Origin of the sequence: Haloarcula argentinensis DSM 12282 (assembly GCA_000336895.1) — an archaeon.
Classification (GTDB): Archaea; Halobacteriota; Halobacteria; order Halobacteriales; family Haloarculaceae; genus Haloarcula; species Haloarcula argentinensis.
Genome location: AOLX01000024.1, coordinates 54,949 through 71,173 on the forward strand (window position 1 = coordinate 54,949; position 16,225 = coordinate 71,173).

Consider the following 16,225-nt stretch of genomic DNA (forward strand, 5'->3'; position numbering starts at 1 on the left):
GCCAGAAACGGTCGACAGGCAGGGTGATAAGCGCTTCTACACCGAGGACTCAGCCGTCTGTGGCGACTGCTTCCGTCCCGACTCGCCGACCAAGGAAGTCATCGAGGAGGCGGAACAGCCGTTTTTTCTGCTCAATGTCTGAGGAGGCGTGGCCCTCCTCGCCGAGTTCCCGGTACTCGAACACCCCGTCCGGTCCTTCGATGTAGCCCGCGTCTTCGAGGGCATCGCGGAACAGTCGGGCCTGCGAGACCGGAACTCGGCGGTCGTTGACGCCGTGGATGATGAACAGCGGGGCGTCGAGGTTACCGACGTGGGTGATGGGCGACCGTTCCTCGTACAGCTCCGGGTTCGCCGTTGGGGTACCGATGTTCTTCTCCATCAACTCCGTTCGGTAGTGCGGCATCGTGTGCTCGTACTGGTCTTCGAGGTCTGTGAGACCGATCCAGGCGACCCCGGCGTCGTAGAGGTCCGGGTACTGGACCAGCTGCCAGTACGCCGAATAGCCCCCGTAGGAGCCGCCGAAGACGACGACGCGCTCTTCGTCCAGCCACTCGCGCGTCGCGAGGATGTGTTCCGCGGCCGAGGCCACGTCGCCCTGTTCGGCCCCGCCCCAGTCGTCGTACAGTTCGCGGATGAACTCGCGGCCGTGGCCGGTCGAGCCACGGTAGTTCACCTGCAGGACGGAGAAGCCACGCTGAACGAGGAACTGCGTGTAGAGATCGAAGGACTTGCTGTCCATCCCGCGGGGGCCGCCGTGGGGGTTCACAATGAGCGGGGACGGTCGCTCGCCCGAATCATAGAGGAGACAGCCGATATCCAGCGTGTCGTACGGTTTGTGCTCGACGGCCGCCTGTCGCGTTTCGGGCACGCCGTCGGATTCGATGGTGAAGTACTCGGCATCGGCGAAAGTCCCGGACGAGAACGGTCCATACTCGGCCTCGACCAGCGGCTCTGTTTCGTCGGTCGTGAGGTCGTACGCGACCAGTTCGGGGCGGTTCGTCGGCGTCGTGTGCAACGCCAGGAGACGGTCGTCGGCAAGCATCGGGTCGCCGCCCATCCGGCCGAACGACGCGACGCCTTCCGGGAGGTCGAGTTCGCGGCCCTCGCCGGTCTCGACATCGTACACGACGGGTATCTTTGAGGCCTCGCGGGTCCGAACGGCCAGGACCCGCTCGCCGTCGGAGAGAAACGCCTGTGGTTCCTCCTCGAATCCGCCGCCGAACCACATTACCTCGTCCGTCTCCAGGTCGTAGACACCGCTCCGGGAGAGGTCCTCGCTGTTGTCGGAGACCAGCAGTCTGTCACTGTCGTGTCCCCAGTCGACTGGGACGGCCTCCGCGCCAGTGACGCCGATCTTCAGGTTCTCCGGGTTCGACCCGTCCGCGTCGCTGACGTACACGTCCATGTTGTCGAAGTCGTCCGTCTCGTTGGTTGTGTACGCCAGCCGCGACCCGTCGGGCGAGAGTAGCCCCGCGTGAACCGCCCGCTCGTAATCGGTCAGCTTCGTCGTCTCGCCGCTCCCGAGGTGGTGGCTGTAGAGGTTCATCTGCCCGTCGCGGGTCGACCCCAGAAGCAGCGTCTCGCCGTCCTCGCTCACGTCCTGTATCACCACCTGACCGTTCATCTCGACGACCGCCTCGACCGAGCCGTCCCGGTCGATGGCGTACACGTCGTTCTGTTCGTTGCCGTCGTCGTCGAGGTGGAAGAACACCCGCTCACCGTCGGCCCCCCACTCGACGTGCCAGCGGGCGTTCCGTGGGACCTCGCCGTCGCTCCACTGCTCAGCGGAACCGCTATCGACATCGAGTACGTGGAGTTCGTTGCGTCCACTCACGTCGTAGTAGAAGGCCACCTCGTCGCCGTCAGGGGACGCCGTTGGATGGGCCAGCGTCGGCAGGCCAGCGAGTTCCTCTAGCACCGCCTCGGGGTCCGTCGGACCGCTGTCAGGGTCGGACATACGAAACAACGTATCGGACGGCTAACTTGTAGTTGTTCTGCCGACATTAGAGAACGCCGTGAGTGAATACACTCGAACAGCCAGACAGCCCCGCCCGAAGTCAGCCGGGAAACCCGAGCTGGGTTGGACTGTCCGGTTCTATCTTGTTTATACCACGGGATATTCCCACTCTGCTATGGTGTCCACCAGCGCAGGCCGACCATCACGAAGACGATCGCTAGTTGCATCAGCCCCTGCAGCCCGCCGAGCCTGGCGTTTCGCATCCCGATCTCCGAGACCAGATCGACATCCGGGTTCTCGGAGACGACCTGCCGGTAGATACGGACCTCGCCCGGTAGGATGACGCCGAAGCCCTGCACGGACAGCAGCGTCACGATACCGAGCGTGGCGACGATCCACCACGAAGTCATCGCAAAGGCCGGCAGCGTCGTCACGAGATACGCGCCGGAGCCGACGACGGCGACGCCGAGGACGCCCAGCGTCTTCGGGTCGGTCAGCGCGTCGAACTGGTAGCCGATGAGGAGGATGACCGGAATCAGTGTCGCGGCGGTCAGAATCGCCAGCCACGGGTCGGCGTTGGGGAACTTTCCGAGCCTGAGCGCCAACAGGATGCCGCCGGCGATGGTCACCGTCGCCAGCGTCGGCATCAGGAATGTCATCTTGGGCGTGAACGAGGCGAAGAAGTCGGCCCGTGCTTCCGGTTCCTGACCACCGAGCACTGGCCCCAATACGAGGCCCATGAACAGGTCGATGCCGGTCCACAGTACGCCTGCCATCACGTGCACGTACGTAAGCGCCCGAATGTTCCCGCTAGCGACGGCTCCTGCAAACGCGATGAGCGGGACGGCCACCGCCCCCGCTGCGAACGCCGGATTCGCCTGCTTCGCCAGCCCACCGATACCCCGTTTCCGTTCGATACGGTCCGCTGTCGACTGCGCCATAGCTGGCTGTATCAGGGTCCGCTACCGGCAAAAACGTTGGTGGCCGTTTCAGCTATTGCCAGCTCTCACGGTGCAGACTGTCTCAGTCGTCGTCCGCGGCCGGCTGTTCGGCCGCTGTGTCGCGGTCCGCCCGCGGCCCCTCTAGGTCGACGTTCGGCAGCAGGTCGCGGAGGTACTGCCCGGTGTAGGATGCCTCGGTGCGAGCCACGTCCTCCGGCGTCCCCTGCGCGACGAGTTCGCCGCCGTTCTCGCCGCCCTCGGGACCGAGGTCGATAATCTGGTCGGCGTTCTTTATGAGGTCAAGTTCGTGCTCGATGACGACCACAGTGTTGCCGTCGTCGGTGAGCCGGTGGAGCACGTCGATGAGTTTGCGCTCGTCCTCCGGGTGGAGCCCGGTCGTCGGCTCGTCAAGCAGGTACAGCGTCTCGCCGGAGTCCTTCTTGCCGAGTTCCTCGGCGAGCTTGACGCGCTGGGCCTCACCGCCGGAGAGAGTCGTCGAGGGCTGGCCCAGCCGCATGTAGCCAAGCCCCACGTCCTTCAGGAGTTCCAGCCGGCGACGGATGCCGCTGTGGCTCTCGAAGAAGTCGTATGCTTCCTCGACGGTCATGTCGAGTACGTCGGCGATGGTCGCGTCCTTGTAGGTCACGTCCAGCGTCTCGTCGTTGTACCGTGCGCCGCCACACTCCTCGCAAGGCACCGTCACGTCCGAGAGGAAGTTCATGTCGATGGTAACCGTCCCCTGACCGCCACAGCCCTCACAGCGGCCACCCTTGACGTTGAACGAGAATCGACCCTTCTCGTAGCCGCGCTGTTTCGAGAGGCTCGTCTCGGCGAACAGCTCGCGGATGTGGTCGAAGACGTTGGTGTACGTCGCCGGGTTCGAGCGGGGCGTTCGGCCGATCGGCGACTGGTCGATGAGCCGCACCGTCTCGATGTCGTCGAGGCCGTCGATGGCGTCGTGCTCGCCGGGGTTCACGTCGGTGTCGTTCATCCGACGCACCAGCCCCTTGTACAGCACGTCGTGCATCAGCGTGGACTTGCCCGACCCCGAGACGCCCGTGATGGCGGTGAACGTCCCCAGCGGGATGGCCACGTCGAGGTCAGCGAGGTTGTGCTGGCGAGCGCCCCGAACCGTGAGTTCGCCGTCAGCCTCGCGGCGGCTGTCGGGCACTGGAATCCTCCGCTCGCCCGAGAGGTACTCCCCGGTCACCGATTCCTCGGTGTCGATGACCTCGTCCATCGGGCCGTTGACGACGACCTCGCCGCCGCGCTTGCCTGGGCCGGGACCCATATCGATGATCTGGTCCGCCCGGCGCATCGTCTCGGTGTCGTGTTCGACCACGAGTAGCGTGTTCCCGAGGTCCCGAAGCTCTTCGAGCGTGTTCAGCAGGCGGTCGTTGTCCCGCTGGTGGAGGCCGATAGAGGGCTCATCGAGGACGTAGAGGACGCCGACGAGGCCGCTCCCGATCTGGGTCGCCAGACGAATCCGCTGGCTCTCACCGCCTGACAGCGTCGAGGCCTCGCGGTCGAGCGTCAAGTAGTCCAGGCCGACCTCGGTCATAAAGCCCAGGCGAGCCCGAATCTCCTTGAGAATCTCTTCGGCGATCTTCCGGTCCCGGGCCGAGAGGTGCTCCTCCATCCCCTCGAAGTGCGCCAGCGCGTCGCTAATGGACATCTCGTTGACCGCAGTTATCGAGGTACCGTCGACGAGCACCGCCCGCGACTCCGCCTTGAGCCGCGTCCCTTCACAGGCCGGGCAGGTTGTGGTCGCCATGAACTCCTCAATATGCTCGCGGGCGCGGTCCGAATCCGTCTCGACGTGTCGGCGCTCCAGATTCGGGATAACGCCCTCGAAGCGCTCGGTCTTCTCGCGAGTTCCGTTCTTGGTCCGCCACTCGAAATGGACCCTGCTGTCGGTGCCATAGAGGAACTGCCGCTGGATGGACTCGTCTAGCTCCTCAAACGGCGTCGTGAGGTCCACGCCGAAGTGCTCGGCGACGTTGTCTAGTTGTCGTGAGTAGTACGTCCGGTCGTAGCTCCAGGGCTCGAAAACGTGCTTGAGCGGCTTCGACGAGTTGGTGATGACGAGGTCCTCGCTGACCTCCTTTGTCTCGCCAAGCCCCTCACACTCCGGGCAGGCCCCGTGCGGTGAATTGAACGAGAACGACCGCGTCTCGATCTCGGAGATGTCGATGCCACAGTGAGTGCAGGCCAGGTCCTCGGAGAGCTCCACGACGACGCGGTCAGAGGTGGCTCCGTCGTCTTCCTCGCTGTCGGCGAGGTCCCCGGTCGCTCTGGCGTCCGACCCACCGAGCGTCTCCGCCGCGCCCTCGGACGGGTCCGGCAAGATGACTTTCAGCGTCCCGTCGGCCTCTTCGAGGGCGGTCTCGACAGAATCGGTAATTCGCGAGCGGGCGTCCGGCGATATCTTTACGCGGTCCACGACCACGTCGACGGTGTGGTCGTAGTTCTCGTCCAGTTCGGGCCGGTCCAGCGTGAGGTCGAACTCCTCGCCGTCGACCTCGACGCGGCTGTACCCCTCGCCGACGAGGTCGTCGAACAGGTCCTCGAAGGCCCCCTTCTGGTCGCGGACGACCGGCGCACACAGTTTGGCGCGGGTACCCTCTGGGAGTTCCAATAGCCGGGAGACCATGTTCTGAGCAGACTGCTCGCCGACCTCGCGGCCACACTCTGGACAGTGGGGTGTGCCAACGCGCGCGTACAGCAGGCGGAGGTAGTCGTGTAGTTCGGTAACGGTCCCGACCGTCGAGCGGGGGTTGTTGGCGGCGTTCTTCTGGTCGATGGAGATGGCCGGTGACAGCCCCTCGACGTTCTCGACCTGTGGCTTGTCCATCTGGCCCAGGAAGTTCCGTGCGTAGGCCGAGAGGGACTCGATGTAGCGCCGCTGGCCCTCAGCGTATACCGTCTCGAATGCGAGCGAGGACTTGCCCGACCCCGACAGCCCGGTGACGACTGTCAGTTCCTCGCGGGGAATCTCCACGTCGACGTCCTTGAGGTTGTGTTCCTCGGCCCCTCGGACCTCGATGATATCCTTGCTCATCTTTGCATCTTCGTTGGCCGGCAGGAGGGAAACCCTGTCGGTTCGGGTATCGATAGACGATTCCTCGCATGAGTCTGTTTTTATTTTGAACAGTATGGCAAAAGATTTACCACCCATATCGAATATGAGATTGGTATGGGAACAAGCGACTACGACATTGCGGGGATTGACCTCTCCGACGACAGCTACACAGTCGAACAGAGCCTGATCCGTAACAAGTACAAGGCGATGGACGCAGCCGGGAACGTCGTCCTCCGCGGGAAACAGAAGATGATGAAGATGAAAGAGGAGTTCCCGTTCGTCGACGCAAACGGCAACGAGGTGTTTCAGGTCAAGGCCGGCGGCATCATCGACGTGGCCGGCAACTACGTGTTGACTGACTCCAAGACCGGCGAGGACATCGTTATCCTCGACAACGACTACTCGATTCTTCAGGACACGTGGAAGATTCGGGACGCCAGTACCGAGGCAAAGATCGCCGAGATCAACTCTCAGGGCGCACTCGTGACCATTGCCCGAAACGTCGTCCCGTTCGGCGGCTGGATTCCCCACAAGTACGAGATCACCGACCAGGACGGCAACCACGTCGGCAACATCGACGGGCAGTTCTCGCTGAAAGACCGCTACGAGATCACCATCGACGATGCGAGTACTGTCCCCAAGGAGCCGATTATCGCCGCGGCGATGGTCATCGACGCGATCCAGGGGAACTGACGCCCCACCGGAATCCTTCTTGCGCTGGCTCCCTCAGGGACGGCTATGCGCCGCCGGACGGTCCTCCGACGACTCGCCCTCACAGGAACAGGTGTCGGCCTCGCGACGGGGACGACCCGCGGTCATCCGACGCCGACCGGTGGCGGGACGGCCGAGCCAGCGGCCGCCGACACCCCGACCGATGAGGACCCGCTGAGCGTCCTGGAGATGGAGACGGTGTACGAGGTCGTCACCAGCCCGGACGGACACACGGCATACGTCGCGACGGGTGACGGCGTCGCGCTCATCGACCTCGTCACGCCGACCAGTCCCCGACTGCTCAGCCGACGAACCGACCTGCTGGCCGAGGGCGACAGCGGACCGATACAGCGCGTGCAGGACCTCGCTGTCAGTGGCTCACGGCTACTAGCCGCCGGGCCGGCCCACCCTGCCGACGGCGCTCACGGCTTCGTCGTCTTCGACGTAAGCGACCGGCAGGACCCAACACAGATCGCGGGCCTCGAACTGGACACGCGGGTCCACAACTGTGACTTCGACGGCCGCTACGCCTATCTGACTGCGAACGACCGCAACGGCAACCCCTTGCTCGTGGCCGATACCGAGACCGAACAGGAAGTCGGCGAGTGGTCACTGCTTGACGCCGGCGACGCCTGGACCGACGTGCCGACGAGTCTCTGGCCGCTACACGACGTGTGGGTACACGACGACCGGGCCCATCTGGCGTACTGGGACGGCGGGACGTGGATCATCGACATATCGGACCCGAACGATATTTCGCTCGTGTCGCGGGTCCGCGGACGCTCCCCCGAGGACCTCGCGGCCATCGAGGACCCGGTAACCGAGCGGAGCGAACCGCCGGGCAACGATCACTTCGTGACGGTCACTGAGGACGCGTCGCTGCTGGGCGTCGGCGGCGAATCATGGGACCTTGGCGATGACGACAGCGGCGGCCCCAGCGGCATCGAACTGTACGACATCCGCGACCCGACCGACGCCGAGCTGCTGTCGACGCTTGACCCGCCACCGACTTCCGACCCATCGCCGGGGGGTATCCTCACGACGGCGCACAACTTCGAACTCATCGACAACCGCTGTTACTCGGCGTGGTACAACGGCGGGGTCCGGGTCCATGACCTGACGGACCCGACCGCGCCCGAACTCGCCTTCGAGTGGCGCGACACCGAAGCGACCTCGTTCTGGACTGCCCACCGGGCTGCCGGCTGTTTCGTTGCTGGGAGCACGAACGCGAGCCGGGGAACGGAGGTCCAGCCCGGACTGTACACGTTCCCTGACCCGCAGATACGGACACCGACGGCCACGGGCGACGAGGGCGGCAGCGCTAACGGCACTGACGGCACCTCCCTCGGCGTTGGCGGGCCCGGCTTCGGCGTCGGGTCTGCGGTCGCGGCGGTCGGGCTGGCAGCGTGGCGCGCCCGTCGCCGGCGCGATTGACCTCGCACCGCGTGACCGACATTACTCACTCTAGCGCGCTCTTGACAGCGGCGGCGACACTCCGGGCGCGCTCGGCCAGCGGCTCGGAGATGTGGCCGCGCTCGACGGCCGCGTCGAGTTCGTCGTCGTCGACCCGCTCGACGGTGCCGTCGGCGTGTTTCACCACGTCGACGTGGAGGTCGACGTACCGCGCAGTGTCGGGGAACACCTCGACAGGCGTACAGACGTTGACGTACGTGCCCTTCTTCTCGCCGTCGCTGTCGCGGTACACCGTCGGGTACCACCAGCGGCCCTCCTTGACCTTCGTTTCGGCGATGTCGCCGGCCTCTTTCGGGACGCCAAGCGCGTCGTAGGTGCCGCCGGGACTCATCTCGCGCTCGATGGTCACCGTTCCGTCGTCGTCGACCGACTGGACCTCGCCACTGCCTAGCGTGATGAGTCGGCCGTCCGGCTTGCCGTGACCCAGCGACAGCGACCCGCTGACCTGCGGGCCGAACTGCCGGGCGGTCACCGCGAACGGGAAGTCCGTCTCACCGCTCTCTATGTCGTCGCACAGCGCTTCGACGTAGTCGACGGCGGCACTGGCCGCGCGGTCCCCAGCTTTCACGCGGTGGTGGCCCGGCATCGTCGCCGTCACCTCGCGGCGGGCCTCGTCGAGGGCGAACCGGCTCTCGCGGCCGAACCACAGCCACGTCGTCGAGACCCCCGCGTCGTAACAGGTGGGGGCGCAGTCCTCGGGCGCGTCGGCTCCCGCAAGCGCGTCGTCGATGGCCGCCGCGCGGTCGTTGGCGGCATCGAGCGCTGCTGCCAGCGCGTCGAAGCTCGCATCCTCACTCGCTGATTCCCACGAGACGCCCCAGCCGTCCCGGGGCTCTGCGGCGATGAGGTCCAGCATCGCCGGGCCGCCGGTCCCTGACCTGTTGGCGGTCCCGCCGCGCACGAGCGAGAGGAGCGACCCGCGAACCGCGACGGTGGTGTCCAGCACGGGCCGGCCGTCCGTCCACGGCGCGCTCGCCTCGACGACCTGCACCCGGAGCGTATCGCCCGTTTCGACACGTTCGTCAGAGGATGAGTATGGGAGAAAGCCCTCGCCCTCGCCGAGGTCGACGACAGCGCCGCTCCCCAGCGTCTCGGTCACGGTGCCGGCGTAGATTGCGCCCGCTGACGTCGGGTCGTCCCAGCGGAGCGTGTCTCGCCCGAGTTCGGTCAGGCGGTCCGTGACGGCCGCGGCAACGTCGTGGTCGCCGATGACACCGACGCCCTGCTGGTCATCGGTCGTCGTCACGGTGACCGCTGCCCGCTCGTCGGCGAACTCGCCGTCGAAGCGGTTCTGGATTGGTCCCGACGCTTGCACGACCTCGTGGCCCGCCTCGCGCAGTAGCCGGGTCAGCGCCGTCGCGTAGATGCCCCTGACCCGGACGGTCATAGCGCGTCCTCGTCGGCGGCGAAGCGGACCCGCCCGTGGACTGTCGGCCCGAGCGAGAGCTCGACCTTCTCCTCGCTCAGAACGCGTCCGCCCTCGACCGGGACGCCCCAGGTGTCGAAGCGCAGATAGCCCCGGATATCGTCGGCGTGGGTGAACAGGTCGCAGTACTCGACGGTGTGTTCCTGTATCTCGCTGGAACTATGGGCGATATCCATGTCCGAGTACACCGTCTCGCGGCCGTCGAAGAAGGCTTCGAGTTCCGCGGCTGCGTCGTCGGTGGCTTCGACCACTGCGTCGGAGGCCGCTTCGATGGTGTCTTGATCGACACCGGCGTCACGGAGCGCCTGCTGTTCGCGTTGCGTGAAGTGCATACCCGCGAGTCAGTGGCGGGGAGAGGAAAACAGTGCGGAATCGCCTACACGATCATCGCGTTCAGCACGAGCATCAACAGCCCGAACATGACGCCGGTCGCGACGATTGTTCGAGGGTCGATACGGATCGTGTTCTGGTCTTCAGCGTCGAAATACCGGACCAGTCCCGCACTGGACATCAGTCCGCCGCCGTCGCTACCACTCATACTTCAGGGTGGTGTATCACCAACACTAAGCCTTTCGGGTCGCCCGCGATTGCGTGCCCCAGGTACACATGGATAACCCTTATCAGATACCGCGGGCTAAGACGAACAGAGTACTATGACGGTTACACTGAAGGACTTCTACGCGGACTGGTGCGGCCCTTGCAAAACGCAGGACCCGATCCTCGAAGACCTCGAGGAGGAGTGGACGGACGTCGAGTTCGAGAAGGTCAACGTCGACGAGGAACAGGACGTTGCGAACGAGTACCAAGTACGCTCCCTGCCGACGCTCATCATTGAGAACGACGACGGCATCGTCGAGCGCTTCGTCGGCGTCACGCAGGCAGACGACATCGACGACGCGCTGCAGCAGGCCTCGGCGTAACGCCGTTACTTTTGCGGTTTGTCACACCGGCCAGTAGCGACGGCTGGCTCACTCCCGTTCGGCCAGTCCCGAATCGTCGATTTCGTCGATAGCGATCAGCATCCGCCCACCGTCGAGTGCCGTCGCCATCTTCGACTCGGTGAACGTGGTTTTGTCGGCCCGCAACCCGTTCTCTTCCATTGCGAGCGGCTCTTCCGTCCCTATCCTCTACTATCACCGCTGCAGTACGCAAGCATTTGCTGCTCGTCTGTGCCTATCTGATAACTGTATGAAACCGCGGCCCTCACTCCGGGCCACGCCAGCGTTTCATCGCTGGCGGCGGGGAAGGGCAGGGCTGCAGTAGAAGCGGGATGAGGAACGGCACTGCTACCGGCGGCTGACCGGCCACGGCAGGCGTACCGCTCGCCGTCGGCGAGCAGTTTCACTCCGAGCGCACTCGTAGAGCGCGACTCAGAGGTCGTGTTTAGCGTAGATGTTTGCGAACCCGCTCCCCGCAGCGCCGATGGGGTGAGGAGAGGCGGTGATCTAAAAAGGTACTATTGGAACTTCACGCCGAGGTCGTGCAGACCGTCGTTGTGGCGAGCGACGTTGATGAGCAGCGGCGTCAGTCCCTCAATTTCGGCGGCGTTGGCGAGCGGGCCGCCGTCAAGCGCGCGAAGTCCTTCGATGCCCTCGGCGAGTTCACAGACGGTGTCCTTGGCGTCGGTGTCATTGCCGACGACAATGGTGTCCCAGTCCAAGTCGGCGTCCAGGTTGGCGAGGCGACCGGCCGCGAGGTTGTGGAAGGCACCCACGACGGGGGTGTCGTCGGGGGCGGCGTTGGCGGCCAGCTGCGTGACGCTGCCAGCACCGGGGCGGTTGTAGTGGAAGCCGTCCTCGTCACGTTGCATCCCGACAGCGGGGGAAACGAGCGTGGTGTCGTCGAGTTCGTCGGCAACGGCGTCGATTGTGTCCGTGAGGTGGTAGGCCGGGACGGCAGCGACGACCACGTCGGCGCGGGCGGCGGCCGCCTCGTTCACTAGACCGGCAATCGACGGGTCGTCGTGGCCGCGGCTGGCCAGCTCTGCCTCGTACTCTTCGGCCTTGTTCGCCGCCTTCTGCGCCTTCCGGGAGCCGATAATGATCGTGTGGTTGGTGTCATCAGCCCAGCGGAGGGCGAGGCCTTGGCCGATGTCTCCAGTACCGCCGAGCAACGCGATGTCCATACCTACGGCGTAGGCCGACCACTGAATAAACGTTGTGTGACAGGTTCACTCAGGTGTACGTCTCCCAGGCCCGGTCGAACCCACCGGCGAAGGCGACGTACAGCGCGCTCCCGAGGCCCACCAGATAGCTGACCCACTGCGTCGCGACGCCGACGGCTGACGTATCCCCGAGCACGAGGGCAAAGACAGTCGAGAGCGGGACCATCATGAAAAAGAGGACGATAATGAACATCCCGACGCGGCCCGGCCGGTGGACGGATTCGAGAATCTGATCGTGCTCACGCATCGTCCAGTAGGCCGCAACGAGACCGAGTAGCTGGCAGATAACGGCATACAGCGGCACCAGATCGACCGACGGCTCGCGGATGACCGCGCCACCGACGAGTCCGGCCCAGATGCTTACCAGCAGCGCCCAGCCGAACGTCGGCAGTCGTCGCATACCCGAGGTCTCTGTCCCGCCAGTGAAACCGTTGCCGTTTACTGCTGGTCGGTGAGCTGTCGCGGCTACTCCGCTCCTACCGTGTCGAGCAGTTCAGGCAGGTCGGTGACCGATTCGATGACGGCACTCGCGCCGTTGTTGGCGAACGTCTGGCGGCCGGCATCGCCAGCCAGCCCGCCGGTCAGGACGCCGATGCCGTAGTAGACGCGGTCGTCGTCGGCTTCGTCGGCGTTGACCGCCGTTGCCACGTCGTCGAGGGTGTCGCCGGCGAAGGCGACTCGCTCGGCGTCGAAGCGCTCGGCGAGCGTCCGCAGGGCGGCGGGGTGGGGCTTCCCTTCCTCCCAGTCGTCCATGGTGAAGCGGTGCTCCCCGGGAAGTTCGAGGCCGACGCGCTCCAGCGCGATGTCTGCCTCGGCGGCCGGGCGGCCGGTAACGACGCCGACAGCGAAGCGGTCCTGCAGGGCCGACAGCGTCTCGTCGTCGACCAGCAGCGGCTCGTCGTGGATGTAGCCTGGTGCGGCAAACGGCGGCTCGCCGCCCTCGATATCGCGATAGAGATCGGTGCCGAGATACAGCGTCTGGAACACGTCCCGGAGTTGTTCGCGGTCCCAGGCGTCGAAAACCCGGTCTTCTGCGGGGTCATCAAGCAGGTCACGAACCACCGCCTCGGCCGCGTCGAGGCCGCCGCCCCGTTCGGCGATGGCGTCGGTGAACGCTGCGATGTCTGCGACGGCCGACTCGCGGCCGGCGAGAACGAACAGCGCGGCTGCATAGGTCAGTTCCCAGTCGTTGTTGAATCCGCCGGCATCCTTGAACTGCTGGACCGCCGACTTCTCGATCGTGTCGCCGTACACCCGGTCGATGGATTCGATGATCGCCCGGCGATAAGAGTCGGCCACGTCCACCAGCACGCCGTCGATGTCGAGGACGACCGCGTCGACTTGCATGGGCGAGCGAAGGCAGTCCTCACTCAAGCGCCTTGCTATCTTTCGCCCAGTACAGCGTCTCCCCGCTACGGAGCTGCTCGCGCTCGACGGCGACCGTCGGCTGGTCGCCGCCCAGCGTTGTGAACCAGAACGCCGCCCCGACGGCATCGGCCACGGTCAGCGTCGGCCGGTGCAGTTCCGGCGGGAGGTTCCGGGCGAATACGATGTCTGCATCCACATACACGGACTGATCGGGATCGAGGATATCATCCACGACGAACCGAACCCCGTCGGGGACCTCCCGTTCGACGATGTCCGTCGCGGTCACAGCCACGCCTCGCTTCGCTAGCGCCGCGGCTACGTCAGGGTGGTTTCCGATGCCGACCTCGACGACGGAATCGACGGACGCCAGTCGGTCGACGAGTGGATCGGTGGTGTCGGTCACGTCGTACAATTTATGAGATGCGGGCGCATATGCGTTCCCATGCACGTCGACATCGTGCCGGTGGGCGAGGTCTCAGCCCAGGTCAAACGCGAGGCCTCGGACGGACTCCGCTCCGTCTACGACTGTGAGGTCTCAATGCACGAGCCACAGTCCATTCCCGCCGGCGCGTATGATGGGGACCGCGACCAGTACCGCGCAGAGGAGTTTATCGACCTCGCTCGCCGGGTCGGCTCTGGCGGTAAGAACATCGCTATCACGCCGAAAGACCTCTTTTACCGCCGTCGAAACTACGTTTTCGGGCTCGCGTACCTCGGTGGCTCCGGCAGCGTTATTTCCACGTACCGGCTCCAGACATCCTCCGATGGCGGCTTCTCGAACCGCTCTGCCGGTGAGATCTTCTCACAGCGGGTTCGAAAAGAGGTCGTCCACGAGGTCGGCCACACGCTCGGGCTGGAACACTGCGACAACAAACGCTGCGTGATGAACTTCTCCCCCACTGTCCGACAGGTCGACGTGAAGGAAGTCTCGCTGTGTGGCTCTTGCCAGCGAAACGTGCTGTAGTTTGCGAACGGATACCAAACTGATTCGGTATAGCGCCTACACTTCTGTGGTACTTGTACACATACGCGATGAGCAAGAGTCAGTCCCCCGAACGCGTTGCGGAACTGCGAGAGGTCTTCGTGTCGGTCACTGGTGATGAAGCGGTTACTGAGTCCCAGACAGACGAGCAGACGGACCGCGAACTCGACCCTGACGAGGAGTTCGATCCAGAAGAAGTCGCCGACGGATTAGACGATGCGGTTGCGGGGTCTGAGACGGGCAGTGACAGTGATCCCGCGGCGTAATTCTCGTAGGGTATAATGCGGTCCAATCCTGCTGTCTCCAGTCCCGACCACGCTGTGCCTACGGCGCGTAGTAGTACTCGCCGGCGTTCTTCTGCTCGCGGTCCAGCTGCGAGTCGGGCTTGTTGATTCGTGGCCGGGAGGTCCGCTCGTCGCGGCGGAACGTGATGTCGAGGTTCTGGAGGAACTCGTTCATGCCCTCGCGCATGCCCTGTGGCGGCGCAGCGTGGCCGTTCTTGGCCGGCTCGCCATCGAAGACGAGCAGGCGATCGGCCAGCAGGTCGATCATGTAGATGTCGTGATCGATGACCATCGCTGTCGCGTCGTGGTTCTCGGCGTAGCGACGGATGGCGGACGTCGCCATCACCCGCTGTTCCACGTCCAGATGGGCAGAGGGTTCGTCCAGCAGGTAGAGGTCGGCGTCCTTCGAGAGGCAGGCCGCGATGGCGACTCGCTGTCGCTCCCCGCCGGAGAGGTCGGTGAGTTGCTGTTCCATCACCGATTCGAGCTGCAGCGGCTGGGCGATTTCGGTGTTCCAGTAGGAACTCCCGAAGTCGTCCGTAATCGACGCGAGGAACGCGTCGACCCGCATCGGCTGGTCGATCTCGATGTACTGGGGCTTGTAGGCGATGTCGAGGCTGGTGTCGATGTCGCCCGCCGTCGGTTCGAGTCGGCCGGCAAGCATCTTCGCGAACGTGGACTTCCCGATCCCGTTCGGGCCGACAACGCCAAGCACTTCGCTCTCGCGGATGGTCCCGGCCTCGACATCAAGCGAGAACTCGCCGTCGCCGTAGCTCTTCTGGAGTTCGGGGTACTCGATGACCACGTCGCCGGTGGAGGCGGTCCGCGGTGCGTGTTCCTCGAACTCGATTTCCGTCTGGCGGACGCGCATATTCTCGTTTTCGAGGTAGCCCGAGAGGTACTCGTTGATGCCCTTCTTCGTCGATTTGGGCGGCGTGATGATACCGAACGCGCCGGGCGTCCCGTAGGCGACGTTGATGTTGTCCGCGAGCAGATCCAGAATCGCGAGGTCGTGCTCGACGACGAGCATCGAGCGGTCCTCGTCTTCGGCGAGTTCCCGGATGAGCCGCGCGGCGGTCATCCGCTGGCCGATATCCAGATACGGCGTGATCTCGTCGAGGAAGTAGAAGTCTGCGTCCCGCGCCAGCGTGGCGACGAGCGCGACCCGCTGGAGCTCCCCGCCGGAGAGGTCGTCGATGTGGTTGTCGACGACCGGACCGATGCCGGTTCGCTCGATGAGATAGTCGAGCTCGCCGCGCTCGTCGGTCTGGTTCAGTAGTTCGCTTGCCTTGCCGTCGAACTGGTCCGGAATCCGGTCGACGTACTGGGGCTTGCGGGCGACGCTCACGTCGCCGTCGCGCATCTGTTCGAGATACTCCTGCAGGGCGGTCCCGCGGTACTCGTCGAGAATTTCGTCCCAGTTCGGTTCCTCGCCGTAGCGGCCCAGATTGGGCTGCATCTCGTCGGCGAGGATCCGCACAGCGGTGGTCTTCCCGATACCGTTCGGGCCGAGAATCCCGGTGACCTGCCCCTCAGCAGGGCTCGGGAGCCCGTACAGCGCGAAGGCGTTCTCCCCGTAGCGGTGGACCGGCTCGTCGGTCAGCTCCTGTGGGAGGTTGATGATCTCGATCGCGTCGAACGGACACTTGTTCACGCAGATACCGCAGGACTCGCCCAGACAGATTTCCTCGGAGATGCGGACTTGGTCGGGCTGGCCCTCAAAGGGCTCGTCCTCCTCGTACTCGTCTTCACGCTTGACGATACACTCCTTCCCGCTGCGGTTGGGCGGGCAGTAGTTCATGCACTCGTAGTTACAGCTGTCTCTTATACACATCTC

The 16,225-nt window shown here is 64.7% G+C and carries 17 protein-coding genes; 5 read left to right on the top strand and 12 right to left on the bottom strand.

Features of this window, described 5'->3' with window-relative positions; translation table 11 throughout:
* Window positions 1-49 precede the first annotated feature (49 nt).
* The 3 genes from C443_RS15210 to uvrA form a co-directional block, all read right to left on the bottom strand.
* A complete protein-coding gene (locus C443_RS15210; RefSeq protein ID WP_005537456.1) occupies window positions 50-1,957 on the bottom strand; it encodes a S9 family peptidase in 1,908 nt (635 codons plus the stop codon).
* A 173-nt stretch (window positions 1,958-2,130) separates the two neighbouring features.
* Window positions 2,131-2,898, bottom strand: a complete 768-nt coding sequence (locus C443_RS15215; protein ID WP_005537457.1) for a hypothetical protein — start codon at window positions 2,896-2,898, stop codon at window positions 2,131-2,133.
* Between the two features lie 82 nt (window positions 2,899-2,980).
* Complete coding sequence (gene uvrA / locus C443_RS15220; protein ID WP_005537458.1) at window positions 2,981-5,959, bottom strand: excinuclease ABC subunit UvrA; 2,979 nt, start codon at window positions 5,957-5,959, stop codon at window positions 2,981-2,983.
* Between the two features lie 135 nt (window positions 5,960-6,094).
* Between uvrA and C443_RS15225 the strand changes: the two genes are divergently transcribed.
* Together C443_RS15225 and C443_RS15230 are read left to right on the top strand one after the other, a co-directional pair.
* Entirely contained in the window at window positions 6,095-6,673 is a 579-nt protein-coding gene (locus C443_RS15225) for an LURP-one-related/scramblase family protein (RefSeq protein WP_005537459.1), read from the top strand.
* A gap of 45 nt (window positions 6,674-6,718) precedes the next feature.
* Window positions 6,719-8,125, top strand: coding sequence for an LVIVD repeat-containing protein (locus C443_RS15230; protein WP_005537460.1), 1,407 nt, complete (start codon window positions 6,719-6,721; stop codon window positions 8,123-8,125).
* A 25-nt stretch (window positions 8,126-8,150) separates the two neighbouring features.
* On the opposite strand, the gene C443_RS15235 is transcribed toward C443_RS15230, so the two are convergent.
* Genes C443_RS15235 through C443_RS15245 form a run of 3 tightly spaced genes read right to left on the bottom strand, consistent with a single transcriptional unit; the run spans window position 8,151 to window position 10,128 of the window.
* The gene (locus tag C443_RS15235; RefSeq protein WP_005537461.1) at window positions 8,151-9,551 is read right to left on the bottom strand and encodes a DUF402 domain-containing protein; all 1,401 of its coding nucleotides are present in this window, start codon (window positions 9,549-9,551) and stop codon (window positions 8,151-8,153) included.
* Window positions 9,548-9,922: a DUF7532 family protein gene (locus C443_RS15240; protein ID WP_005537463.1), complete on the bottom strand. Its 375-nt coding sequence runs from the start codon at window positions 9,920-9,922 to the stop codon at window positions 9,548-9,550. The genes C443_RS15235 and C443_RS15240 overlap by 4 nt, the downstream gene beginning before the upstream one ends.
* A gap of 44 nt (window positions 9,923-9,966) precedes the next feature.
* On the bottom strand, window positions 9,967-10,128 hold the full coding sequence (locus C443_RS15245) for a preprotein translocase subunit Sec61beta (protein WP_004514908.1): 162 nt from the start codon (window positions 10,126-10,128) through the stop codon (window positions 9,967-9,969).
* A gap of 115 nt (window positions 10,129-10,243) precedes the next feature.
* Between C443_RS15245 and C443_RS15250 the strand changes: the two genes are divergently transcribed.
* Window positions 10,244-10,510 (top strand): thioredoxin domain-containing protein, encoded by a 267-nt coding sequence (locus C443_RS15250; RefSeq protein ID WP_004514909.1) that lies wholly within the window; start codon window positions 10,244-10,246, stop codon window positions 10,508-10,510.
* A gap of 48 nt (window positions 10,511-10,558) precedes the next feature.
* Here C443_RS15250 and C443_RS21285 read toward each other — a convergent pair whose 3' ends face one another.
* The 5 genes from C443_RS21285 to C443_RS15270 all read right to left on the bottom strand — a co-directional run bounded on the left by C443_RS21285 (window position 10,559) and on the right by C443_RS15270 (window position 13,534).
* Window positions 10,559-10,690 (bottom strand): hypothetical protein, encoded by a 132-nt coding sequence (locus C443_RS21285; protein ID WP_005537464.1) that lies wholly within the window; start codon window positions 10,688-10,690, stop codon window positions 10,559-10,561.
* A gap of 356 nt (window positions 10,691-11,046) precedes the next feature.
* Complete coding sequence (npdG, locus tag C443_RS15255; RefSeq protein WP_005537465.1) at window positions 11,047-11,715, bottom strand: NADPH-dependent F420 reductase; 669 nt, start codon at window positions 11,713-11,715, stop codon at window positions 11,047-11,049.
* Between the two features lie 49 nt (window positions 11,716-11,764).
* Window positions 11,765-12,154, bottom strand: coding sequence for a hypothetical protein (locus C443_RS15260; RefSeq protein ID WP_005537467.1), 390 nt, complete (start codon window positions 12,152-12,154; stop codon window positions 11,765-11,767).
* Between the two features lie 65 nt (window positions 12,155-12,219).
* Window positions 12,220-13,101, bottom strand: coding sequence for a TIGR01548 family HAD-type hydrolase (locus tag C443_RS15265; RefSeq protein WP_005537468.1), 882 nt, complete (start codon window positions 13,099-13,101; stop codon window positions 12,220-12,222).
* A 19-nt stretch (window positions 13,102-13,120) separates the two neighbouring features.
* Window positions 13,121-13,534, bottom strand: coding sequence for a UPF0146 family protein (locus C443_RS15270; protein WP_005537469.1), 414 nt, complete (start codon window positions 13,532-13,534; stop codon window positions 13,121-13,123).
* Between the two features lie 30 nt (window positions 13,535-13,564).
* On the opposite strand from C443_RS15270, the gene C443_RS15275 reads away from it, so the two are divergent.
* Window positions 13,565-14,086 (top strand): archaemetzincin family Zn-dependent metalloprotease, encoded by a 522-nt coding sequence (locus C443_RS15275; RefSeq protein ID WP_004514915.1) that lies wholly within the window; start codon window positions 13,565-13,567, stop codon window positions 14,084-14,086.
* A 68-nt stretch (window positions 14,087-14,154) separates the two neighbouring features.
* A complete protein-coding gene (locus tag C443_RS15280; protein WP_005537471.1) occupies window positions 14,155-14,370 on the top strand; it encodes a hypothetical protein in 216 nt (71 codons plus the stop codon).
* A gap of 58 nt (window positions 14,371-14,428) precedes the next feature.
* Here C443_RS15280 and C443_RS15285 read toward each other — a convergent pair whose 3' ends face one another.
* Window positions 14,429-16,222: a ribosome biogenesis/translation initiation ATPase RLI gene (locus tag C443_RS15285; RefSeq protein ID WP_049944087.1), complete on the bottom strand. Its 1,794-nt coding sequence runs from the start codon at window positions 16,220-16,222 to the stop codon at window positions 14,429-14,431.
* Window positions 16,223-16,225 lie beyond the last annotated feature (3 nt).